The following is a 25,242-nucleotide window of genomic DNA, read 5'->3' on the forward strand; positions in this document are numbered from 1 at the left end:
CCACCCACCCTAGCTAAGGCTATTTGGGTTATATTTGAGGCTGTGCTGGGATTTTGTGTATGCCAATAGTCTTGTAATATTTTGCTTGGTGTGGGAGTGCTGATAGTATCTTGCATAAAAAAATCGGCGAATGACTTGCTTGTATCGACATTGATGATAATGCTATTGATGAGTGTTGCTGTGTATTTGATATAGTTATCATCGGCGTTAAATACGATGTGAAACATGATGTCTTATTTCCTTTCAAATACAAATTACAGATGATTAAGGCGATCACCAACTAAGTTTGTTAAGGCGGTTTTAATATTAAAATAATCACTCGGTGATAATGTTTTTGTATCATGGACCAACATAGATTCTATATCTTTAGCAATCAACATTGTATGTAATTCATTATTTTCATTAACAGCTGTTCGTAAAAGTTTAATTTTTTGTCGATAATCTGCAATACGTGACGGATAGCTTTGTGTAAGAGTAGTAATTTTTTGCTTGGATAATTTCTCGTCCTTTTTTTTCTCATATATTGCCTCTCCCAAGTCTTTAGCCATGTCAGCTATGCAACTTGCAAGATATTTTGTATCTTTTAAATTAGATCTTGAGTCTGTATCCACATTAACCACCTAAAACCTTAAATACTTCGTATTATATCTAAAAAAATACTTTTTTTAGATATAAAATCACATATAGGACTAATATTAGATGTTAATGTTATTAAAAAAAATAATTTTGAAAAGCAAGAAAATAGAGAATCAAACACTCATTATAAAATCAGTGTTTGACTTTTGACAAATATCTTTTGTTTTATGGAAAACAAAAGATATTTGAGGAATTTTAAGATTATTGTAATAATCTTAAAACATTTTGCTGCACAGCATTTGCTTGAGCCATAGCAAAGCTACCTGATTGTGCTAGAATATTATGTTTCGAGAATGTTGCAGACTCTTGAGCAAAATCCACATCTCTAATTTGAGATTCAGCTGCTTTAACATTGACTTGTGTAATAGAAATGTTATTAATCGTTGCAACAAGTTGCATTTGAACAGAACCCATATCGGCACGAATTTTATCAAGTTGCCTTGTAGCAGATTCTGCCATATCCATAACAACCATAGCACCTCTTAGTGAAGTTACACCAGCACCAATACCATCGATATTTTGTTGTGCTTGAGCCGCATTTGCATTAGCACCAGAAGCACTTGCAATATTTCTATCCATATTACCACGCACAGAACGAAGATTTACGGTATATTGAGCGATGCCTTGTGCAGAATGGAATCCTACACTACTGAAATTCGTCCCACTCACAATAATATCTCTAGCATCTGTTCTAACAAGGCTTAATCGTCCAATGATCGCATGATTCTTGCCATCTACACCATTAAAACTACCACCCCCTAAAACAGCTCCTGTTTTACCTTCTGTATGTATAGAGATTGCTCGACCATCAAGGCTTCTTACATTTAATCTCCCTTCAATATCAACATACGCTTCAACACCTGTTCTTTCTTTAATTGAATTAAAAGCATTAATAAGCCTACCATCAGAATCATTCTTACGAACATCATTAATAGTTCCAATAGTAGTCCCATTTACAACCAAACCATTTACGGTTCCAGATTGCACCGGTAACTCACCTGTTCCCAATACAGTTGCATACGCACGGACACCCAAAGTATCTGAAAACTTATTAATAGTATCAGCTAATAAGCCAATGCCTGTTCCTGCACTTGTGGAAATTACAGCTGTTTCTAACTTATAATTCTTTTTCCCATCAACTTGGCGGAATTTTAAGGCAACCTCTTTTAAATTTTTAGCACCAGCACTAGCAAGCATACCAATACCTGTTACAGAAGAACTTTCAAGTCTTACATGTCCAATTTTATCGGAGCTTGTTGGTCCTATCGAAGCTTTTACTGTTGTATTAGAATATGCCCCAATTTGAAACTCTTTATTGGAAAAAGCACCAGACAACATTTGTTGTCCATTATAGCTTGTTGTATTAGCAATATTGTCAAGCTCTTCTAAGAGTCGAACAATATCATTTTGCAACGCTCTTCTACTTTCAGTAGTTTGTCCATCTTGGGCAGCTTGAATTGCTTTTACCTTAACAGTATCAAGAATCTTTAATTGCTCATCCATAGCTTTATCAGCAATTTGTATCATACCAATAGCATCATTAGCATTTCCAATCGCTTGTCCCAATGAACTTGCTTGACTCCTTAAACTATCAGCTATTGACATACCAGAGGCGTCATCTGCTGCTTTGTTAATCCTTAAACCAGAACTTAGCTTCTCTAGCGAATTCGCTATGAATCTATTGTTTTGCACACCTATAGTATGCGAATTGAGTGCGGCGATATTTGTATTTATCCTAAAACTCATCTTTGCATCCTTTGCGAAAAATTTGAATACGAAAAGATTAAAGCAAAGTGTGTTCCTAAATAAGAAAATTAAATATAAAATTATATGAAATCAAAAAAATTATATCCATTTAGTAAAAGATTCTATAAATATTAATACATGATAACTCATTTTCAAAGTATAGCAAAATGAGAATTGTAAGATTGAAAAATATTTCTTTGATTAGGCATATAAACAAATAAATGTTTTCTTATAGAATCTAGATTTATGATTGTTTAATACAAACTAAGTAAATTGATTAAAAAAGTATGTCATTTATATTACACATCAAGATTTTTTACATCTCTTGCATGTTTTTGAATATATTGTCTTCGTGGTTCAACTTCATCACCCATAAATATATTAAATATCTCATCAGCTTGTTCGTCATTCTCTATTTTGACTTGAATAAGTGTGCGATTTTGAGGCGACATTGTTGTTTCCCATAATTCATTTGCATTCATCTCCCCTAAACCTTTATAACGTTTTAACTCTGCTCCTTTTTTAGCAGATTCCTCAATTTCTTCAAGACATGCTATTATATCTTTACCTTCTAAAAATTCCAATTCTCTTTCTTTGATTTTGCCATAAATACTTTTACATTCTTGAAATACTTTATCATAAAAAAGATTTTTAACAATAGTTATTTCTGATAAACCAAGATTTGTTTGAACATTAAACTTAATAAGAAACTCTTCAATACTTTTCTTAAGAATATTAAATTTCTTATTTCGTAAATAAGATTCTATTTTGTTGCTCAAAGAATATAAGTCATGAGCATCAATAGCATTATCTTCTATTAAAAAACGAATAATGCCTTGAACAGAAAATCTTCTTTCTAAATCTCGTATTAAATTTCTATAATGAGCTATCATTTTTAGAATCTGCAATAATTCTGCATTACCAATTCCTCTAAATGTAAAATTTTCAATACCTTTTTCTATGAGAAATTCGCTCATTGCTTTATCATCTTTGAGATAAGTTTTCTCTTTTTTGTTTTTTCCTTTACTTTTTTCAAAGCAATACAGCGGAGGTTGTGCTATATAAACATATCCATGCTTAATAAGGTCTTTTAAATATCGATAGAAGAAGGTCATTAAAAGTGTCTGAATATGACTTCCATCAACATCAGCATCTGTCATAATAATAATTTTATGATAACGCAACTTTTCCAAATTAAATTCATCTCCAATCCCACAACCAAAAGCAATAATCATATTTCGTATTTCTTCACTTTTAAGAATTACACCCAAACGAGATTTCTCAACATTCAAAATCTTTCCTTTGAGTGGCAATATTGCTTGATTTTTTCTATCTCTACCACCCTTTGCAGAGCCTCCAGCAGAATCTCCTTCTACAAGGTAAATTTCAGAAATCGTTGGATCTTTACTTTGGCAATCAGCAAATTTACCTGGTAATGTTGAAAGTGAAACTTTATTTTTATCTCGTATAGTTTCTCTAGCACTTCTTGCTGCTTCTCTTGCATTTGCTGCCAAAATAATTTTTTCCATAATAATTTTAGCTTGATTAGGGTTTTCTTCAAAAAATTTGCTGATTTTTTCATAAGTAAGTTTTTGAACTATTCCTTTTACAAAAGAAGTTCCTAATTTACCTTTTGTTTGTCCTTCGAATTGTGGGTCAATAACTTTTGTTGAAATAATTGCAATAAGCCCTTCTTTTACATCTTCAGCTACTGCATTTACTTTTTTAGAACCACTATTTTCTTTAATGTAATTTAAGATTGCTTTGCTTAATCCCGCACGGAATCCCGCCTCATGCGTTCCACCATCTGGTGTGCGAATATTATTTACAAAACTTAAAACTTTTTCTTCATATCCTTCATTGTAAGCTAAAGCTATTTCTACTTCTGTATCATTTTCTTTTGCTTCAAAATCAATAATTTGTGTAACAAAATGTCCTTTGTTGATATCTTTTATAAATTGTGTTAATCCGCCTTCAAAATGAAATGTCTCTTTTATTCCACTACGTTCATCTTTAAAATGAATTGTGATTCCATGTGTAAGATATGCCATTTCTTTAAAACGTTTTATGAGCGTTTCGGAATTGAAGTTTATTTCTTCCATAATTTCAGAATCTGGAAAAAATTCTATTATTGTTCCATGTTTTTTTGTTTCCCCTATAATTTCTAATTCTGTTGTAGGGATTCCTTTTTCAAATTTTTGTCTATAAATTTTATTATTTTTATGAATTGTCATAATAAGTTTTGAAGAGAGAGCATTTACAACACTTACACCAACGCCATGCAAACCACCAGATACTTTATAAGTATCTTGGTCAAATTTTCCTCCTGCGTGTAATACAGTTAAAACAACTGTTGCGGCAGGAATATTTTCTGTTGGGTGCATATCAACGGGGATTCCTCTTCCATTATCTTCAATAATTGCACTTCCTCTGTCTGTAAGAGTAATATCAATAATGTTACAGAATCCTGCCATTGCTTCATCAATAGAGTTATCTACAACTTCATATACCATGTGATGCAAACCATTAATATTAGTATCCCCAATATACATACCTGGTCGTTTGCGAACAGCTTCTAGTCCTTTGAGAACTTTTATATTTCCAGCATGGTATTCTTTAGTATTTTTTATATCATTCATAATTTTCCTTAATATTATTAAACTTATTGATTCAATAGAATTAAATAATTTGAGGCATAATAATTTCTTCAAAATCTTTCGAAACAATAAAAATTGGTCTATTTGGATCATCAATAAAGATTTCAATATCATCAAATTTGATATTTGAGATACATTCTAAGATATGTCTATTGACTAAACCTGTTTGTTTAGATTCTGTAATGTGTGTTTGTATATTTTCAATACTATTGGAAGCACTTGCTCCATTTAATCCCTCTAACGTTTCCAAAATGATTTCATTTGGATTAAAAGTTACTTTTACTCGAGTACAAATTGAATTCATTTGATTTAAAGCTCTTAGAAGTTTATCTTTTTCAATTTGAATCGGTGTTACTTGTGGTTTTGTGTTAATAAGATTTTCGTAATTAGGATAATTTGCATTAATGAGTTTTGAGTAAAACTCTAAATTTTCATGAATGATACCAATAGTTTCTATTTTGTTATCTTCTTCAAATCGTTTGATATAAAATTCAAATGAATTATTGAAAAGTTTTAATAATTCGTTAATTGCTTTTTTGGGAATAATACAACTTAGTGGTTGGATATTTTCGTTATATTCTTTTCTTATGAAACCTAATCGTTTAGAATCTGTTGCCACAATATTTAAAGATGAATTTTTAATTTCAAGTAGGATTCCTTGCATGGCAATATTTAAAGTATCTTTATCGCTACAGCAATGTGAAATTTTTTTAATGGATTGCAAGAGCATATCATTATCAAGATTGATTTTTTCCATCTTTGTATAGCTCTCATTGAATGGAAAATCGTTGATTTCAAAAATTGGTAATTTAAAAGATGATTTATTTTGTTTAATATAAAGGAATTCTTCTGTTTCTTCTAAAATAATTTCAGAATCATTTAACGATTTCATGACATTAATAATTAATTCTCCGTTAATTGCACAACTGATATTGCCATTTAATGATTTTGGTGTAAGGGTTGATTTTATATAGAGTTCATGATCTGTTGCTTTTAAGATGAGTTTATTATCAATAGTTTCAAACATTATGTTTGAAGTAATGTCAATGGTATATTTTTTGTTAATTGCATTTTGCATATTTGAGATTGCTTGTTCAATAGTATTTTTATCAATTGTGAGTGTTTTTTTCACATTTTATCCTTCTGATTTGATTTTTATGTTTGGAGTATAATAAATAATTTAGTAGTGATAGTAGTATAAGTGAATAACGTGATTAAAAAAAATTGTTGTTTGAAAAGTTCGTTATTCACGTTATTTTCAATATTTGGAAAGGAATTGATTTTATTCACGTTATTTTCACATCCATTCACAGTATTATTTTTTAAAAACGGTAAGTATAGCATATCTATTCTTTATAAATTCTGAATATAATGTAAATATTGTTAAAATTTCGTTGTTTTAATGTGTTTTTAAGGTAAGATTATTGGTTGAAATTGTAGATATTTTAGATATTAAGGGTTTGATAATTTTAGCTTAGATATCATGTTTTCAATTTCCATTTTTAAATGTGGGTCTTGTTGTAGTTCATCTGTGATAGATTTAATTTGTTTGCTTACTGCACTATGATCTTTAAGATTTAGTTCAGCTGCAATGCTAGGGAAAGTTGCGTGGATTTGGTTTCTTGCAATATAAGTAACAATTTTTCTTGCTTTTGCTGTGTTTTTCTTTCCGCGAACTTTTGTTTTTATTTCGCTTGGTTTTATATTATATTCAATTGCGACTATTTTTACTATATCATCGAAAGTTATTTCATGTTTTTCTATTTCTCTATCTTTTAAGACATGTTTTACTGTTTCTAGTGTGATTGGCATTTTTAAGATTGACATGTGTGCGTAGAGGTTTACAATTATACCTTCTATTTCGCGTATGTTATCGTGGATTTGTGTTGCAAGGAGATTGATAATTTCAGAATCTAGCATAATATCGTTTTGCTGACATTTCTGTTTTACTATGTTAATTTTTGTTTCAAGTTCTGGAGATTCTATTTTTGCTGTCATACCACCACTGAATCTTGATTTTAGTCTTTTTTCTAATTTTTCAATTAGTTTTGGTGGTTTATCGCTTGTCATAACAATTTGTCCATTAACATTAATAATTTCATTGAAAGTATTGAAAAACTCTTCTTGAAATTTTTCAGTTTTTGCTAAGAATTGGACATCATCAATAAGGAGGTAATCACACTTTCTAAATCTTTCTCGAAATTGATCCATTGTTCTATTATGTAGTCTATGGCGATATTCATTAAACATTGTTTCAGCTGTAATATAAACGATCATAGCATTTGGATTTTTGCGATATACTGCATTACATATAGCGTTGAGTAAATGTGTTTTTCCTAATCCTGTGTTCCCATGTATAAGAAGTGGATTATATCTTGCACGATATTGAACAACCTCCCTTGCTGTTTCGTATGCAAAGCGATTACATTCCCCTACAATGAAATTATCAAAGCGACATTCAGTATTTGTCATAGATTGATTGTTTTTCATAATATATTTTTTTTGTGAATTATTTTTAGATTCTTCAGTTAAGTTGGATTCTGATTTAAGTCTAAAGATAATTTCTACTTTAGAATCTTTCCCAAGAATATTTTGAATATTCTCTTTGTAATTTCGTTTTACCCAATTTAGTAAGAAAAGATTATCTGCTAAAAAGATGATTTTAGATTCACTTGAATGTTGTTCATCAAAAGAAATTTTACTAAGATATTGATTATATTCTTGTGGTGAAATTTGATTTTTAAGGGTAGCAAGAATTTCAGTTCTATTAATCGTTTTATGTTCTTTTTGGTTGTCAAATAAGCTATCCATTCAATAATACCTTTTTAATTCACATATTTTATAAAAGTATATCTTATTTTTAGTGAATTAAGAGTGAATTAAGAGTGAATTAAGAGTGAATTAAGAGTGAATTAAGAGTGAATTAAGAGTGAATTAAGAGTGAATTAAGAGTGAATGTGGATTTTATTTTATTAAGGATAGTTTGTGTATATTTAAAGAATGCTAAAATGCCTTTATATTAATTAGAATGAACTTGAAACTTTTTTGATTGTATAGTATAATTTTATTTTTTTATTCATTATAATCTAAAACTAAATTTAAATAAATGAAAGTCGGTGTATATGTTAGAACACAGAGATAATATTATAGAAAAGGAATCATATCAATGGGAGTTTGAACAAGGGGATATGATTTATGCACCAATTTGTATTATTGTTTATAATCGAGTTGATAAAATTCAAAAAGTCATTGAGTGTTTAAGTAGAAATACTTTGGCAAAAGATTCTGAGGTTTATATTTTTTCAGATGCACCAAAAAATGAGGGTGCTAAGCAAGGTGTGCAAGAGGTTCGTGATTATATTTATTCTTTGCAACAGAAAAAACATGGTTTTAAATCTTTAGAGATTATAGAAGCACAACAGAATCTTGGGATTAAAAATTCTGTTGTGAAGCAAGGCAATTTTATTTTTAAAGAAAAAGGATATGATAGATTTATTGGTTTGGAAGATGATATTGAAACACACAATTTTTTTTTACAATATATGAACGATGCTTTAACATTCTATAAAGATAATCAACAAGTTATTGCTATTACTGCTTTTACACATCAAGAGGCAAATCTTAAGAGTAAAACACTAAAAAAATATCCTCATAAAGTTTTATTTTCTTATGCTTTTCATAGTTGGGGTTGGGGAATGTGGGCTGATAGATGGGAGCATATTGATTGGGAAAAACCGGATATAAACTGGTTTTTATATAATCCAAAACATTGGTTTTATGGAAACATACTTTCATGGTTACATTTATTAGCAATTAGAAATTCTCAAAAAGATAGGCAAGTAACAGAATTATGGGATATATATTTATCTTCTGTGGCTTATAAACAACAAAAGGTTTGTGTCTGGCCTAGCCAACTCTCATATACGCGTAATTTTGGCTTTGATGGAAGTGGTGTTCATAAGTTTAATTTTGATGAAAATATCGTTAATTTTGAGTTTGCAAATCCGCAAGAAAAATTAGAATTTACACATGATATAAATTTAAATATGTGGTTTCATTTTAAAATTGGATTGAGATATGGTTTGGAAGTATGGGTTTTTGGGTTCTTTAAAATGTTTAGAAACAAGATTCTGAGAATCAAGAAATGAGATAAAACAATATTATTAAGTTTTTTCATATAACTTTAATGGTTATAATATGTTGAAATAAATAATGTAAAAATTACACTATAAAGCTATATTAAAAGAACTAGAAATTTTTTAACGATAATAAGGTTTAAGTTATGTTTTATAGAAAAATATTCTTGTTTTATTGTTTATTTTATCATTATTTACAAGCAGATTCTATTTATTTTCCGCAAGATTTTTCAGCAATAAAAAAAGATAATTTTGAATCACAATTTCAAATAAATATAGATTCCTCTATTTATCAAACAAAAGCACAGCAAATAGGACCTACTACCGTAGAATCAACAATACAAAAAGATATAAAAGATTCTGTTGTTACTACATCACAGATACCAATCATACCAAATGGAACAGTATTTATTGCTATTACAAATGAGAAAAATCCAGAGAAATTACATATTGGTAAAAAAACTTTTGAATGGCTAAAACATCCAGTAGATTCTACAAAGAAGATTGCTTTTGTTGGAATTAATTACTATGCAAAACCAAATGTGATTTTTTTGAATAATACAATACAGATTCGTATTATTCAAGGGAATTATCGTCGAGAAAAAATTACTATTAAAGATACAAGTAAAACAAAGCCAAACAAAGCAACGAGTGATAGGATTGCAAGTGAATTAAAAGAAGTAAATAGAATTTACACAACTTATGAAAAAAATAGATATTGGAATAAGCCATTTGGATATCCATTAAAAAATATGAATATTACAAGTCCTTATGGTTCTGCACGAGTTTTTAATGATGAGGTAAAAAGTTATCATGGAGGAACTGATTTGCGTGCGAGTATTGGCACTTCTATTTATGCAATCAATGATGGTGTTGTAGTGATTGCAAAGGATCGTTTTTTAGCTGGGAAATCAGTTGTAATCAGTCATGGACAAGGCATTTTTAGTATGTATTATCATTGTAGTGATATAAAAGTAAGAGTAGGACAAAAAGTAAAACAAGGGGAATTAATAGCACTAAGCGGGGATACAGGGCGTGTGAGTGCCCCACATTTACACTTTGGTATGCTTGTGAATGGAGTGCAAATTGATGCAATGAGGTTTATTAATGATATAAATAAACTTTTTGAGAAGTAGAAATTCATCAAAACACTTTCCATATTTTATAGTATTCTTAGAGATTTAGATTTAACAATTCGCCGTAGAATTTTTATTTATTTTTAGAATCTCATATAAATTCATATTATCTTTTATCCATCATAAATCTTATTCAATAAAGTATGTATAAATCTCCCTTCTCTTATTTTGTTGTTGAGTTACAAGCAGAAAATCCTATTCCTCACTGCAATAGAATCTATAAATATGCTTTTGTAGTGCGAAACTTTATACAAATATTTTATGTAAAAAGGCTATAAATAGGATAAAAGCCTACATGAGTGAAAAAGAATTGATAAAAATTTGAAGCCCAAATACGCAATAAACTCCTTCATTATCACACAGTCTTTTCATACACATAAAAATCTGCAAATGAGGTGCTATTGAGCTTCTTAGGGTTGAATGGATATTTGTTTGGGATATGCTCCCTTAGTCGCCATTCACTCGCATTTGCCTCAATCCACGCACTAAACTTCCTATGTCGCACATGCTCCGCGTGGATTTCATCTTTGTTTGACGCATAAATGATGACAAATTTCGCCGATGACGCAAAAAGATTTGCCATATATTCCTCAAACACCCTATTATCGATGAGATGATATATCACATCAAGCGAAATTGCCAAATCCACACTTTGATTGTGCAAACGAGCGAAACTCTCATTGATGTTACCTCGCTCGTTTTTCTCCAAACATTTGTTATCAATCTCGCTTCGCTCGATACTATCGGGCTTCATATCACGATATAGAATCTCACTTTGCCCTTTAAGATTCACAACAGGACTTCGCTTCGTATCGCAACACAGAATCTTAGAATCTCTATCACGCAAATATTCGCTCACAAGATAAAATTCTCTGCTCCCACAATCGCCCCGCTTATTATGAGTGAAGTCATTGCCAAATCTCTGTTTGAGGTTTGCTATTGTCGTGGCCGAGACATCAAGCCCGATATAATGCGGAAAAGTGAAGAGTGAAAGCTGATTACCATCGCCACAGCCCCACTCAAGCACGCAGTTTATGTGATTGTGAGCGACAAAATTATTTAGCACTTCAGCCTTAAAAACTGCTAGATGATTATAGCTCCCTGCTCCGCTCGCACCGATATTATTTTGCTTTTTCCTTAAGGATTCCCCCCCCCCATTAGAATCTTGTTTTGTGTGTGTCGCATAGGGAATCTCAATACTCATTTGAGTTAAACTTCACCATTTCACGCAGTTTGGGATAATGTCTCAATACATTTTGGATTTGCACATCGTTTTGATTTTGTTCGACATTTATTTTCCATAGTGCATTCTCCTGACTGCCCTCATCTATGGTCTCTAAGTTCGCGTGATTATCATGCACAACATTGATTTTGCTCCCTTGCAGGAGCGCCATAGCCCAAAACCATATGTCATCATTACTTGGCGCAAGTCGCATAAATAGGCTAGAATCGCAAATATCTTTATAGAGTGAGTTTGGTGGATAGAGCACCCCACCTAAGCCCGTAAAGAAATTCAAATATGAAGGCATAGTTTGTTTAGATTCTATCTCGCCCTGCCACGCATTATAGGGGAGAATCGCCCCCTTCTTATCAAAGCAGATTCTATGGGCGCGATGAGCGTGGATATACTGCGGGGCTTGCAAATACGCTTCATAGAGCCTTTGTAACCAAAAGTATGGGTAGAACGCATCATCATCGGCAGTAACGATAAGGGCATTGGGAAATGCTTGGAGGCTTGGGATAAGTTTTTTGTAGGATTTGAGATTTTCCTTACACCACGCGACTTGTAAGCCTTTGTCTTGGAATCCAAGCACACTTTGGGGCAAATCCACCTCTTTATGTGGGAATTCCTCTTCACTAAGCCATAGCACGATACGATGAGGACGCAAACTTTGTGTGAAAAGTGAATAAAGCGTGTAGTGAATCTGCCCCATTCGTTTGGGGTAGCTGGTAAGCGAGATGATAAGCTCGGGCGAGGAGGATTGAGTGGGATTACTCGTTGTTTTGAGATTGTGAGATATTGTGAGTGATTCTATGGGATTATGGGTAGAGTTGTTAGAATCTGCGAGATACTTTGTAAAGTCATCGGTAATGTTTGTAGGTTTGAGGGGAGCTTTAGAATCTTGTTGTATTGTATTGGATTCTAGGTCTGTATTTTTTGATTCTAGTGTGGGATTTGCATTGCCTTGAGGGATTTGATTTGTGTCATGTGATTGTCTATTGATATGGGATAGATTTACCCCCCCCCCCCGTATTTGTGAGGCTTTTTGTGTATGAAGCTCATAGGAATATAAGAAGCTTTCAATAAGTCTATCAAGGTGCTGTTGATTCTGTTCTCTGATGATAGCTATGACTTTGTGAGAGAATCTCTGCGCTCTTTTTTGTTTTTTTCGTTTTATAAAGTTTATTATAAAACGCGGAATAAGCTTTTTTAGTGTATTTTTGAGTTTTTTTGCCATTTTTAGCTCCATAATAGTTGAGTTTTTTATGTAAGGAATCTTAACATTGAGAATATTTAGGGACAGATTCTCTAAATTCATTGATTGTGAAATATTTCAAAAACTTAAAGTTTTTAAAAATTTGGCATTATTACATACTACAATTTTACTTATAATAGAAATTCTTGCTTGGTTACCCAAGAAATTTTTATATTCACAATATAGAATCTTAATTATTTTAGAATTAAAGAGTAATAAACGAATATAGTTATTGTGATTACATATAGCAACCTTAATTTCTAATTACTATATTTCAGTTACCAATATTATTATTTTATTGGGCTATCTTTTGACACTCAACATCTTTTTCTTTCAATAACTTTTCATTGCTTTCTGCAAGCATATTATCGATTTCACTTGCAATACCCCTTGCACAATCTTCAACACCTATAATATTCTTATCAATAGAATCTTTTGTGATATTTTGTTGTTCTTTTAATGGAACTGCAATTGAATTTGCATGAGAGTGAACATTGGAGTGATATTTTTCTAAATTCCTATAGCCTTGAGTATCTCTGAAGTTTTTATATCCATCGCCTTCATAATACCATTTTCCAAGACGACAGTTTTTATGATCTATAATACCAAAATCATTAATAATACCGAGTATAAAGGAGTAAAGATTATTTTTATATATAGTATGATCAATTTTTGCAAGAGAGCAAAATACTAAATTATTAATCATTTTTAACATATATTTTGAATATATAGATGATGATGAAACACTATGTATCATTTCAACTATATTATTAACATTCTCTCGCATAGATTCTGTGACAACATTGATTTCTTCTGTATTGGCATGAATATCACCACTCTCTTGTTGCATTGCTTTAACTACAATAGCAATATCTTTTGTAGCTTTTTGAGTTTTTTCTGCGAGTTTTCTGACTTCATCAGCAACAACAGCAAATCCTCTCCCATGTTCTCCTGCTCTTGCTGCCTCTATTGCTGCGTTCAACGCTAAGAGATTTGTTTGTTCTGCAATATCATCAATTAAGGAAATAACACTTGTAATATCATTACTGCGACTACTTAAAGATTGTGCTAATTGCTGTGCATGTTGCACCTTCTCATAAAGTTCGCTAATATCTTCAAGAGATTTTTCACTATCTTTTAATCCTTCATGCGAAGTTTTTGCAATATCTTCTGAGTTTTGTAGAATTTGCGTAAGATCGTTAAAGATTTTTTGAAAAGAATTTTGAGCAATGCTAAGCCCATTTCTTAATGTAGTATGATGGTAATTAATAATATCTATACCCCCTAAATTTTTATCACCAAAATGCGACAAGTTTAATATAAAAATATCAAGATTATCAATTTTTTTATGTTTTACTAAAAACATTTGAGCATTAATCTTAATTACATTATTACCACTGAAAAGCTGACTAGAAATTTTATTTATATTGTCTGCAAATATCTCTTTCGCACAACCATTACAAAAAAATATATCTTTGTTCTCAGAAAACACAATAATAATATCTTCAGATGAAAAGGCACATAATTGTTTGTAGAGATCAATTTCCTTTTGCATTTTTTGTATCTCCAACTCTTTTGCCTGCAGTTCTTGTTTAAGTGAATTTGATGCAAACATTATAATCCTTTTTAAAAGTCTATAAAATATTATATCATTTTTACAACACAATTTAAAGAAAAATGTTAAAGACAATTAAGATTTTTCTGTTTCTAAGTAGCATAAATGATAATAAAAAGTAAAATATCAAAGTCATCTCTCTTTTTTAATTTATACTCGGTTTTTATTAAAAGCAAGAATCTCTCTTTTTTCATTATTATTTTTGCAATATTTTGAGAAAATATCTAGTATTTTCATTTTTTTATGTTATAATATAATAGTAGTTTTTATTTTAATAAACTTGCAAGGAGAATATATGGCTGTAGAAAAAACTATTACCAAACGACTTGAAACATTAGATTCTATTCTGGATAGGTTACGAGCTTCAATTAAGAAAAATGGATTAAAAAATTCCAAACAGCGAGAAGAAATCATTGCTGTTTTATACAATAAAAGTGGTATGCACTTAAGTCCAGAAGAAATTGCAAATCAATTAAGAATGAAAGATAAAAATACAAGCATCTCATCTGTTTATAGAATTTTAAGCTTTTTAGAAAAAGAGAATTTTATAACTGCACTTGAAGCAGACAAAACGGGAAAAAGATATGAAATTGCTGCAAAAGCACACCATGATCATATTATATGTTTAAATTGTGGCACAATTATTGAATTTGTAGATTCAGATATTGAACGATTACAAATTGATATTGCAGAAAAATTTGGTACACAGCTAATTAGCCATGATATGCGATTATTTGTGCTTTGTAGTAAATGTAAAACAAATTCTTAATTTTTGAAAATGATTTGTAATATAACATTTTAGATATAAAAAATGCTGATGACTTTGATTCTTGAGAATCCTAGCAAATGGGTTTAATTGATATAACTATTATTGGTGATATTTTGAACAGAATCTTTAATATCTTAACACAATATTTACTAAAAAAATCTCTTTTAGAACGTGTTATATTTTTAGGAATTTTTCTTTGTATTATTTACATTATTACAGATAATCTTAAACATGAAAGGGAAATAATAGTAAAGCAGTATGTTGGTAATATTGGTGAAATTCATAAAGATATTTTTAATTTGACTGAAAAGTATGAAATTCAAAATAGATGTGCAAGATTGTTTTGTGCTTATGAGGAGTTTTTTCAAAATACAAATGATCAAGGATATGTAAGAAATTCATATAATAATATTATCCAAACAAACTTACATCATAAAAATATCGAAAGCAAAAAACTTGATTCTATAAATAAATATTATATGTATGTTTCTTGCATAGGTATAGCATGTTATGAGTTTATTCGTGAGCTAGAGAATCTACCTCTTGTTTTTATTACAGAAATACATGGGTTTAATGTTGAGATACTTGACATAACGCATGCACAGCAACCTATAAATAAAGGAGATGATTTAAGCAACCATATTCAAGAGCCAAATATGTTGCAACGATTACAAACAGCATTAAATACAATCGAGGTTGATAATACAAAAACAATGTCGCTTCCAATTAAATGGAGACAAGAATTAAAGGTTGTATTTGAAATAGAAAGAATAAAAATATAAAAAATCTTAGTGAATGACTTAAAAGAGATTCGATGAAAATCATTAATGGATATATACTTTTGCTTTTAGCATTATTTATTCTAATTGGATTCTTTTTTATGTCTTTTTTTAAAATACCTCTTTATAATACAGAAGAAAAACTTTTAATACTTTCTGAACCAAAACATATTGTATCAAAAGACTTTTACATACTTTTGGAATCTTTATTACCAAAAAGTGAAGAAAATGATGAAAATATTTCAATCACATCAAAGCAATTGCCTACGGCTGCAATTAATAAGAAAGAAAAAGACCAACCGCAAGAAATACTCACTCTCCTAGCAATTCTCAATCAGAGTGTATTGATTAATGAAAAATGGTATAATTTAAGTGATACAATATATTATAATAACCAGCAATTTATTATAAAAAAGATTCTAAAGAATGAAATTATTCTTCAGAATAAAAATAATTCATTATATACAATAGTGCTAGAAATTTTTCCTCAAGAGCAAGATTTAATTTTAGAAAAATTTAATTAAATATATCATAAAAGAAAATCTAAATTAGATTTCAAAATAGATTTTATTATATAAAATACTTATCAAAAATTATATTTTGTTCCCCATAAAAAGCGTTGAGTATATTTTTAAAATATAATTTAGAATTCTCTTTTACAATTATTTTCTGCTATAATTGAATATATTTTGTTTTTCAAGGATTAGGATTGAAAAAGATATTGCTTTATTGCACTGTTATTTGTGTAATACATCTTGCTTATATGTATGCTCAAGATATAAATGCTCCGGTAGAAGTTATTCGAATAGGTCCAGATACCGAATCAAGCGGTGTAAATATAACAAACAAAAACAATAAAAAGAGTTGGGATACACTCGATGAGTTGAGCGTTGATGAAATAAAGGGAGTGCAAGAAACTTCAACAACTACAAGTGGAAGTTTTCAGATTAAAAAAAGTCAGCAACCAACATATGAGATTAATGATACATTTCAACAATTACTTACACAATGTAATGGTGGGAATAAAGGTGCATGTTCCCAAGCTCTCGCGTTTGCTGATAAAAATTCAAAACAATGCAATCTTAATAGCACAGAAGTGTGTCGTGCTTATGCAACGATTTTTCTTATCCATAATCAACGACAAAAAGCTCTTAATGCACGACAAATTGCATGTAATGGAGATAATGCAACAGCATGTTTTGAAGCATGGAATCTCTATGAAACCGGAAGAGGTATTAAGAAAAATCCAAAACAAGGTTTTTGGTTACTTGGACGTTCTTGTGATTTTAAAAATGCACAAGCATGCTATCAACTTGCAGGATATTATCGCACAGGTGTTGGTGCTGAGCTTAACCTAAAAAAGGCAAAAGAACTTTATAGTAAATCTTGTGATTTGGGTAATTCTGATGCATGCGATGCATATAATGAATTTCTGTAAATCAATTTTCTATGCAATGTTTTTTCCTTTATAACAGCGTAACTCGAATTCTATCATAAGCAACAGTGTCTTGTTGTTTTTTAATATATTATTCTATAAAATTATTGATTTGGCGTAATACATAGTTTATATTATTTATAAAGAGATTCTGTAATATAAAAATATTATATATAATGGTTTGTATAAGCAACACATTATAGTTATGATATACGCTTGTTAAATGCGGCTTATTTTGTAATTTTTAGGGGATTTTTAAACTTCTCGTATTGTTTGTTTTGATTCTCCTATGCTTTGGATAATTTTTAGAAAAATATAAAAATATTTTAATTACTCACTTATACCACAAGTATATATTAGCTATGTTGTGAATTTTACTATAATAGATTATTGAGAAAGGTAATGGTAGATTCTTATGAGGGTTTAATGTTGTGTGCAACGGAATCCATCAATATAATATTTAATAGAATTTTATATTTGTGATATTTATGTCAGGTTTCTATCAAAACATATTCTTTATATAAAAAGTACATAAGAATATTATTTATATGGTAATATATAGTAAATAAATTTAAAAGAAATATAAATTAGGGAGCAATAAACAATATTTATTGTAGAATTCTTACAAAACTCTTAAGAAAGAATCAAACAGAATAATATATAAAAGATTAAGGAAGAAAATAAAAATAAGAATATGGTTAAAGCACTTATGCTCTAACCGCACTCTCTATAGTGTGTTGTAATTTAAAGCTCTAAGAAAGGAGAAAAGAGGTTTATTTTGTTCCGCATTCAAATACATTGGCATGGATTCTATAAGACAAAATTTTACCATTTTGAGGAATTTTTTCCCAAGCAGTGCAATCTTTCTCTTCATATTTACCATCATTTACTCTCATCTCACAAATCATAGCTTCTTTTGTTAATTTCACTAAGATTCTGCTATCCTCATTTACAAGCTCAGCTGCATGATTTCTTAAATCATTTGTTGCACCTTCACGAATATCTTCAAAAGAAGGAGGAACTTTACCATCAGAGTTATCTTTCCCTTCTACCTCACCAAGTAATTTACAAGTGTAAGGAACACTATATGCAACAGCTATTCCTCTTGCTTCTTCGTTCAATCTTTTTGGTTCATAAGCAGGTAATTGTGGAACTTTAATGTAAGGAGCAACCTTGGTTACTGTTATTTCTCTTGCAGCATCTACAGTTACTTCAACTTCCTTACTATAACTTACTTTACCCTTTGAATTACTATAATTGCCACCTTTACTTTGTTGTTTTTTTGGTTCTTTATTGCAAGCAACCAACAAAGGAACAGCACCAACAACTATTGCTATTGTTGCTATGTTTTTAACTATATTTCCATTTAATATTTTTAACATTTTTCCACCTTCAACATAATATTATTATAAAATAAATCTATTGTCTCTACTTTATCTTGCACCACAATCAAATACATTTGCATGGATTCTATAGAATAGAATCTTTCCATTGTTTGGTATTTGTGTCCATGTTGTGCAGTCTTTCTCGTCAAATTGATTATCTTCAGAGCGAAGTTCACAAGTCATAGCCTCTTTTACGGGAGTAAGTACAATTCTATCTCTTGAATCAACAAGATCCATAGTGCGATTTCTTAAATTATTTAATGCACCTTCTCTAATTTGTTCAAACGATGGAGCCGCCTTACCATCTGAATTATCCATACCTTCTGCTTCACCAAGTAGCTTACAATTTAATGGAATACCATTTAACACAGCAATTCCTTTAGCTTCTTCTATAAGTGGAATAGGAGTATATTGTGGTAATCTTGGTAATTTATAAAGAGAATCCATGGCGGATTTTGTAATTACTAATTCACGAGCCACATCAATATTTTCATTTCTTTCCCTAAGAGACTTGTTATCTACGGTTTGAGCAGAATAAGATTGATCTTCTTCAACAGTAATCTCATCAGCAATAGCTGTGTGTAATAAGGCAAAAGAAGTAACTCCGGCAACTAAACTAACTTTTAAAAACTTTGTAAAATTTTTACTTAACATGATCCATCCTTAAATATATATTATTGTAATATTATTAAAATAAAATTATTTTTCACCACACTCAAACACATTTGCATGAATCCTGTAAGAAAGAATCTGTCCATTTGTAGGAAGTTTATCCCAAAGTGTGCAATCTTCTTCTTGATACTGATCTTTTTTGGTTCTCATTTGACAAATCATTGCTTCTTTTGTAACAGATAACATTAATCTTTGTCCGCCTCTTACAAGATCCGCAGCTTGATTTCTTAAATCATTTGTTGCACCTTCTCTAATTTTTTCAAAAGTAGGTCCAGCTTTTCCTCCAGCTTCATCTTTCCCTTCTACTTCGCCTAAAACTTTGCAGTTATAAGGAACACTATACGCAACAGCAATCCCTCGTGCAGCTTCATTAAGAGTTTTTGGCTCATAAACAGGAAGTTGTGGATCAATAGCATATCCAACAGCTTTATATACAGCAAGTTGCCTTGCATTTGGTTCTAACTCTTCTGACATATACTTGCTGTTTTTATTCTTCTTTGGACCACCGCAAGCAACTAACATTAAAACGGAACCTGCCACTAAACCAATTTTTACTGATTGATTTAAGACTTGTTTGTAGTTCAACATCTTTTACACCTTACAATATAGAAATTAAAAACACTTTAGAGAATATACCCCTTAAGTTTTTTCTGTCGTTATGCTATCAAAAAAATCAAGAAAAATCAAGAAAAATCAAGAAAAATCAAGAAAAATCAAGAAAAGATACTTTACAAAAATACATTTTTAGAAAAAAATGATAAATTTTTATAGATTAAAATCTCTGTAAGTTTCTCTAGAAAAATAAAGTTTTTTAAGTTTCATCTTTAAGAATTAAAAGGGTATTAAAAGCCTATGATTTTTAGACATTTAGTGTATAAATATAAACTATAAAAAAATAATTCTAAGTTGTGTTCTTAATAGGTTTTAGAATTGTTTGCTGTTTTGTTGTGAAAGTGTGGTTGTATTGCAATAAACTAAGATATTAAGACTATGTTTAGCAATATTTGATTATATAAGGTAATTTATTAATGTTGATGCAATAATGTTTAGAATCTATCAAAACTTCTTACTCTAAGTTATAGTATTTTATGGAGATAAAACTAAAAATAAAATACATTCAGGATTCTAAAATCTTTTTATATTTTTATAATGAAAATGAAGTATAATTTGATTATGGCATTTATGTAGAATTTTTATATCTTTTATTTCTACATATCTTAGCTTTTGTGTTACAAAATAATAAGGATTTTATATGTTTAGTGAGATAGAATCAGATATACACGCCCTTTTACTTGGGGCAATAGCTGTGATTGCTGTTCTTAATCCTTTTGGGAATCTCCCACAGTTTATAGCTATGACAAATGGTGTAAAAATGCCATTCCGAAAAAAACTTTTTCGGAATATTGTCTTTACAGCTTTTTGTATAGTATTGGCATTTTTACTTTCTGGTTCTTTTATTATGAAATATTTATTTCGTGTAAGTCTTGATGATATGCGTGTAGCAGGTGGATTAATACTCATTGTAATGAGTATGAAAAACCTTCTTTTTTCGTCAGCTTCGCAGGACTATTCAAACTATAAAAGCTTGAGATTTGAAGATTTATTTCGAAAAACAATTATTCCTATGGCATTTCCTATGCTTGTTGGACCAGGGACACTCGCTACAGTTATTGTGATTACAGAAGATAAAAGCATGATGATAGCTATTGGTGCTGTTACACTTGCTTTTTTATTTATGTTTGCACTTTTTCATTATGCAGCAACGATTGAGATGATTTTAGGTAAGTTGGTGTTGTATATTTTTTCTCGTATCGCACTAGTTTTTATTATTGCTATGGGTACTCGTATGATAATTGGAGGATTGAAGGGTATGGGAATCTTGCAAACATAATAAAAAGAGAAATTAATAATTCTATTTTACGGTATATTTATGAGTGTCGTTTGGATTTGCAGTAGATTTTAAGTTTGACAATTTTAGAATCTACGGATAAAAAACTTAATTATTAAGTCATTTATTTATTATTTTTTCTCTTGTATATAAATTTATTCTCTTTAATGTATGGTGTTGTTTTTTATTATTTTAAACATATAGATAATAGATATTTATTAGAGTTATTGTTAAAAATCTTCTATCATTAAAAACTTATATTTCAATAAATCATGAATTTTCGAGCATATTAACCATATAAGATTATGGGGAAAAATTGTAAAATTAATGTATAATTTTGTGTAAATTACTAAATCATTTAGAAAATATAAGGATAAAAAGTGGATTTAGAAGCATACAAAAAAAAGGCACAAGAACAAGAAGATTGGTCTCCTGGATGGGAAGCAATTGATAATGCTTTTAAGATTATTTACCCTCATCAAAAACCACGACATTATGCTACAAATTTAAAAACACGTGCAAATTTAGGGGGAGATCAATATCTTGATGGTTATAGCATTTACATGTCAGAATATGGTTATCAACATGTCGTTACTTATGGTATGAGCGAGTTATATTGCAATGAAGAATCTTTTGGTGGTAAGTGGAGTGGATGGGGATATGAAATGACATTTAAGCTTGTTGCTGAAAATTTGCAAAATTCTCTTTGGACACTTAATATGCTTGCAAATCTTGCTTTTTTTACAAATACTCAAGAGAGTTATTTGGAGAAATTACAATTTATTGTAGGTGATGGGAAATCTCTTGACCGCACAACAGAATCTGCAATCACTGGACTTATTGTTACTCATGACACCGAAATATCGGGTGTAGATACGCCACATGGCAGACTTGAATTTTTGCAATTAGTTGGGATAACACAGAAAGAACTTGAGTGGATTATGCAATATCAAGAAACAGAAGAAAATACAAAAAAGATTCAAGAGCTTATTTATCGTATGCAAGATGATAACCCTTATCTTGCAACCGATATGAAACGAACAAAAAATTATGTATAGAAACTAAATTTTTCAATGATTTTATATAGTAGAATAAGGATATTAGTATGGTTGTAGGATATGCACATTTTTATGCTGTTGGTGATAATATAAGAATTTTCAAATCTCTTTATCTCTTAAAAACAATCTATCAATGTAAAGTCATTGTTTTTGGTAATACCCTCATGCACAATTTTTTGCAATATGTTGATTTTGTTGATGAGAGTGTAATTATTGGAGATCTTGCAAATGATGGGGGGGGGGGGCGAAAGCGATTATCGATAAATATTGTTGTGATTATATTATCTTAACAAACCCAAGAAGAAAACCCATTAAAGCTTTAGAATCTACAAACGCAAAGTGTATTATTACAGGCACTAAGATACCAAGTTTATTTTCAAAAAAATGTAAAACTGTTCCCATATATCTTTTACCACATTATCGCAATCAAGATGGAGTAGAAAATTTATGTGCATTAGTGCGAAAGATTAATCCAAAGCTTTATGATTCTAAAATCAACACCATAGATCTAACAAAGTCTCGTGTAAAAACAGGCAAAGAAAATAAGCGCATTATTTCAGATTTTTTTCAACATTATATAAAGGTATTGGAACAAAAAAGCGAAAATATTAATTTGTCAAAATCTTATCTTATCATGGTTAATCCCTTTAGTCATTCTGCACAGCGATCCTTTAGAGCATTGGAGTGGTTAATGCTTATAAAGAAAATAAGCAATTTGCCCCAATGTCTTGTTTTAGTTGTAACTTATGGATCTGGGTATGATAATTTCATGTGTAATCTCAAAGAAGCAAAAATGGATTCAATACCAAATTTACTTATTTTTCAAAACAACCATGATATTTTAAATCTTGTTGAAATAATTTCACGAGTGAGTTGTCTCATTAGTCCAAGCTCTGGTCCAATCCATATCGCTTCAAATTTATGTATTCCCACAATTGGTATTTATTCTGAACATGATACGAAAAAATGGGCAACATGGGATAGACGATATGTTGTTTTAAAGAAAATACAACCTAGCATAGAGGAGACAGAAGAAGCAATACAAAAAACTATTGATTTGTTACAGGAATGTATAACAACAAAAACCATTCTTCCTAAAGATATTCATGCACTTTGTGAAATATGAAATTCTATAAGAAATAGAAAGGTTGTTTGAATGTATAAAATACAAATGATATTATTACAGAATCCTGCTTTATGTAACTTATCTTAAAACAGATTGTGTTAGATATGCATTATTTATGATTTTATTGCCAAAAGTTTTTGAGCCTCATGTAATAGTTGGTTTTTTTCATTTTTACATTTATCATGAATAACACGCAATACAAGAATTTCTAGCATTTTTCCAATTTCTTCTCCCTTGAGTGTAACACCATTTTCTTTGCAAAGCATAAGCAAATCTTTACCATTAAGTAAAAGTGTATGTAAACAATAACACTCTTTTTTTTCAAGAATAACACTAATCCATTCATTTATAGATTCAAGCAGAAATAATTCATATTCTTCGTGGTGTTGCAAGAGAGATTCATCTAAATCTTTGTTGGCATAAAATAAAGCCATACGCAAGGCTAACCAGCTATTTATTGTATTTATACCATGATGAAAAAGTAATGTTTTTAATTTAATTTTATTGTGCGGTAAGATATTTGGAACAGCAATAATGTCAAGAGTTTCTTTTATGGTTTTTTTGCTAAATCGTAATGTTTTTAAATATATTTCACAAGTTTTATAATATTGTTTTACACTTTTATTATCTATAAAATTCTCTTTAAAAAAAGGATAAAGCAAAATTGCTAAACGAACACTTAGAATCTTTGGTGCATATTGTAATGCTAAACTAACATGACAGAATCTTTGTTTATCAAAAGAATCAAAAAGAGGAAAAATATAATCAATAATTTTTCGATAATATATCATTGTATGAAAGGCATACCTCCCAAGTATTAATCGCGAAAATTCCTCACAAATACGCTCCTTAGAAATATTTTTAAGGAACGGAGTAAGGGCAAAAAGAGCATTATACGTTTTTTTATGAATGGAGAATCCAAATGGAAGTGTTGAGTGAAAACGAATGCAACGCATAATTCTTAGAGCATCTTCTTGAAAACGTATATATGGATTGCCAACACATGCAATAGTTTTATTTGCCAGATCTTCTATCCCACCAAAATAATCATGTAGGCACATTTCACATTCAACAAAGTTGATGTTCTTATATTTTTTATATATTTGTGTAGATTTCATAGTGTCAATATATCTTGAGTTTATAGATTCTATAAATTGGATAAGGCGTTGAGGACAAGAATGTGTTTGTTCTTCTTGTGTATTCTTCGGAAGTATGTATGTGTCGAGCGATTCTAATTTCTCTTTTTTTATTTTAGTATGTATAAGATTGCAAGCAAGAGCATTTATACTAAAATCTCGTCGTGACACATCTATCTTAAGATTAGTTGCAAAAAAAATTTCATTTGGTCTCCTACAATCACTATATTTGCCATCGATTCTATAAGTTGTAATTTCAAATACAAGATGAGTGCCAATCTTTGAAAGTCCTAATGTGCCATGTTGTGGTGCAATTTCGTATATATAAAAATCTTTGTGTATAAAAATTTCTCTTATTTGAGATGGTGTTGCATTTGTGGTAATGTCCCAGTCTTTTGGTTCTAATCCCAAAAGGCTATCGCGTACACAACCTCCAATTATAAAGGCTTCAAATTTTTGTTGTTCCAATATCACCAAGATTTCTTTAAGAATCTCTGGTATTTTTAATGAAAGGACATAAGAGTGCATTTCATTCCTTATAAAAATTTAATTCTTTTTGATGAAGCTTAAAAGAGAATCTTTCATTCATAT

22 protein-coding genes and 2 pseudogenes are annotated in these 25,242 nt (G+C 30.0%); 10 read left to right on the plus strand and 14 right to left on the minus strand.

Annotated elements, in window-relative coordinates; all coding sequences use genetic code 11:
• The 6 genes and pseudogenes from CQA53_RS05865 to dnaA all read right to left on the minus strand — a co-directional run.
• A pseudogene (locus tag CQA53_RS05865) lies at positions 1-227 on the minus strand (hypothetical protein); the annotation flags it as partial.
• Between the two features lie 27 nt (positions 228-254).
• A complete protein-coding gene (locus CQA53_RS05870; protein ID WP_115543096.1) occupies positions 255-620 on the minus strand; it encodes a hypothetical protein in 366 nt (121 codons plus the stop codon).
• A 217-nt stretch (positions 621-837) separates the two neighbouring features.
• Complete coding sequence (locus tag CQA53_RS05875) at positions 838-2,382, minus strand: flagellin B (protein WP_115543097.1); 1,545 nt, start codon at positions 2,380-2,382, stop codon at positions 838-840.
• Between the two features lie 299 nt (positions 2,383-2,681).
• Positions 2,682-5,021, minus strand: a complete 2,340-nt coding sequence (gene gyrB, locus CQA53_RS05880; RefSeq protein WP_115543098.1) for a DNA topoisomerase (ATP-hydrolyzing) subunit B — start codon at positions 5,019-5,021, stop codon at positions 2,682-2,684.
• A 40-nt stretch (positions 5,022-5,061) separates the two neighbouring features.
• Positions 5,062-6,171, minus strand: coding sequence for a DNA polymerase III subunit beta (gene dnaN / locus CQA53_RS05885; protein WP_245945720.1), 1,110 nt, complete (start codon positions 6,169-6,171; stop codon positions 5,062-5,064).
• A gap of 320 nt (positions 6,172-6,491) precedes the next feature.
• Positions 6,492-7,850, minus strand: a complete 1,359-nt coding sequence (gene dnaA, locus CQA53_RS05890) for a chromosomal replication initiator protein DnaA (RefSeq protein ID WP_245945722.1) — start codon at positions 7,848-7,850, stop codon at positions 6,492-6,494.
• 311 nt (positions 7,851-8,161) lie between these two features.
• Here dnaA and CQA53_RS05895 point away from each other — a divergent pair, with 311 nt between their 5' ends.
• Positions 8,162-9,187, plus strand: a complete 1,026-nt coding sequence (locus tag CQA53_RS05895; RefSeq protein WP_115543099.1) for a hypothetical protein — start codon at positions 8,162-8,164, stop codon at positions 9,185-9,187.
• Between the two features lie 134 nt (positions 9,188-9,321).
• Complete coding sequence (gene pgp3, locus CQA53_RS05900; RefSeq protein ID WP_245945724.1) at positions 9,322-10,311, plus strand: peptidoglycan metallopeptidase Pgp3; 990 nt, start codon at positions 9,322-9,324, stop codon at positions 10,309-10,311.
• A 355-nt stretch (positions 10,312-10,666) separates the two neighbouring features.
• Here the strand turns inward: pgp3 and CQA53_RS05905 are convergent, their stop codons facing one another.
• The 4 genes and pseudogenes from CQA53_RS05905 to CQA53_RS13710 form a co-directional block, all read right to left on the minus strand.
• Positions 10,667-11,515 carry a class I SAM-dependent methyltransferase gene (locus CQA53_RS05905; protein WP_115543100.1) on the minus strand — a complete coding sequence of 283 codons (849 nt, stop codon included), beginning with the start codon at positions 11,513-11,515 and terminating at the stop codon, positions 10,667-10,669.
• The gene (locus tag CQA53_RS05910; protein ID WP_115543101.1) at positions 11,505-12,770 is read right to left on the minus strand and encodes a hypothetical protein; all 1,266 of its coding nucleotides are present in this window, start codon (positions 12,768-12,770) and stop codon (positions 11,505-11,507) included. Before CQA53_RS05910 ends, CQA53_RS05905 begins: the two co-directional genes overlap by 11 nt.
• A 313-nt stretch (positions 12,771-13,083) precedes the next feature.
• Positions 13,084-13,575, minus strand: coding sequence for a CZB domain-containing protein (locus tag CQA53_RS13705; protein ID WP_407918842.1), 492 nt, complete (start codon positions 13,573-13,575; stop codon positions 13,084-13,086).
• 12 nt (positions 13,576-13,587) lie between these two features.
• Positions 13,588-14,403, minus strand: a pseudogene (locus CQA53_RS13710) (methyl-accepting chemotaxis protein); the annotation flags it as partial.
• A gap of 295 nt (positions 14,404-14,698) precedes the next feature.
• Between CQA53_RS13710 and fur the strand changes: the two are divergent.
• The 4 genes from fur (at position 14,699) to CQA53_RS05940 (ending at position 17,389) form a co-directional block, all read left to right on the plus strand.
• Entirely contained in the window at positions 14,699-15,172 is a 474-nt protein-coding gene (fur, locus tag CQA53_RS05925) for a ferric iron uptake transcriptional regulator (protein WP_115543104.1), read from the plus strand.
• A gap of 77 nt (positions 15,173-15,249) precedes the next feature.
• A complete protein-coding gene (locus tag CQA53_RS05930) occupies positions 15,250-15,954 on the plus strand; it encodes a hypothetical protein (protein WP_115543105.1) in 705 nt (234 codons plus the stop codon).
• A 32-nt stretch (positions 15,955-15,986) separates the two neighbouring features.
• Positions 15,987-16,475 (plus strand): hypothetical protein, encoded by a 489-nt coding sequence (locus tag CQA53_RS05935; protein WP_115543106.1) that lies wholly within the window; start codon positions 15,987-15,989, stop codon positions 16,473-16,475.
• A 185-nt stretch (positions 16,476-16,660) separates the two neighbouring features.
• Positions 16,661-17,389: a tetratricopeptide repeat protein gene (locus CQA53_RS05940; RefSeq protein ID WP_245945726.1), complete on the plus strand. Its 729-nt coding sequence runs from the start codon at positions 16,661-16,663 to the stop codon at positions 17,387-17,389.
• 770 nt (positions 17,390-18,159) lie between these two features.
• On the opposite strand, the gene CQA53_RS05945 is transcribed toward CQA53_RS05940, so the two are convergent.
• From CQA53_RS05945 to CQA53_RS05955, 3 genes are read right to left on the minus strand one after another with little or no spacing between them, the layout of a single operon-like run.
• The gene (locus CQA53_RS05945) at positions 18,160-18,768 is read right to left on the minus strand and encodes a hypothetical protein (RefSeq protein WP_115543107.1); all 609 of its coding nucleotides are present in this window, start codon (positions 18,766-18,768) and stop codon (positions 18,160-18,162) included.
• 51 nt (positions 18,769-18,819) lie between these two features.
• The gene (locus tag CQA53_RS05950) at positions 18,820-19,425 is read right to left on the minus strand and encodes a hypothetical protein (protein WP_245945728.1); all 606 of its coding nucleotides are present in this window, start codon (positions 19,423-19,425) and stop codon (positions 18,820-18,822) included.
• A gap of 45 nt (positions 19,426-19,470) precedes the next feature.
• Complete coding sequence (locus CQA53_RS05955; protein WP_115543108.1) at positions 19,471-20,031, minus strand: hypothetical protein; 561 nt, start codon at positions 20,029-20,031, stop codon at positions 19,471-19,473.
• Between the two features lie 664 nt (positions 20,032-20,695).
• Here CQA53_RS05955 and CQA53_RS05960 point away from each other — a divergent pair.
• From CQA53_RS05960 to CQA53_RS05975, 4 genes are all read left to right on the plus strand, one after another.
• Positions 20,696-21,334, plus strand: coding sequence for a MarC family protein (locus CQA53_RS05960; RefSeq protein ID WP_115543109.1), 639 nt, complete (start codon positions 20,696-20,698; stop codon positions 21,332-21,334).
• 377 nt (positions 21,335-21,711) lie between these two features.
• The gene (locus tag CQA53_RS05965; RefSeq protein ID WP_115543110.1) at positions 21,712-22,389 is read left to right on the plus strand and encodes a suppressor of fused domain protein; all 678 of its coding nucleotides are present in this window, start codon (positions 21,712-21,714) and stop codon (positions 22,387-22,389) included.
• Positions 22,390-22,436: 47 nt separating this feature from the next.
• Positions 22,437-22,679 (plus strand): hypothetical protein, encoded by a 243-nt coding sequence (locus CQA53_RS05970; protein WP_115543111.1) that lies wholly within the window; start codon positions 22,437-22,439, stop codon positions 22,677-22,679.
• A gap of 167 nt (positions 22,680-22,846) precedes the next feature.
• Positions 22,847-23,515: a glycosyltransferase family 9 protein gene (locus CQA53_RS05975; protein WP_115543112.1), complete on the plus strand. Its 669-nt coding sequence runs from the start codon at positions 22,847-22,849 to the stop codon at positions 23,513-23,515.
• A 113-nt stretch (positions 23,516-23,628) separates the two neighbouring features.
• On the opposite strand, the gene CQA53_RS05980 is transcribed toward CQA53_RS05975, so the two are convergent.
• Positions 23,629-25,179, minus strand: coding sequence for a CCA tRNA nucleotidyltransferase (locus CQA53_RS05980; protein WP_115543113.1), 1,551 nt, complete (start codon positions 25,177-25,179; stop codon positions 23,629-23,631).
• Between the last annotated feature and the right edge of the window lie 63 nt (positions 25,180-25,242).

Origin of the sequence: Helicobacter didelphidarum, from assembly GCF_003364195.1 — a bacterium.
GTDB classification, from domain to species: domain Bacteria; phylum Campylobacterota; class Campylobacteria; order Campylobacterales; family Helicobacteraceae; genus Helicobacter_A; species Helicobacter_A didelphidarum.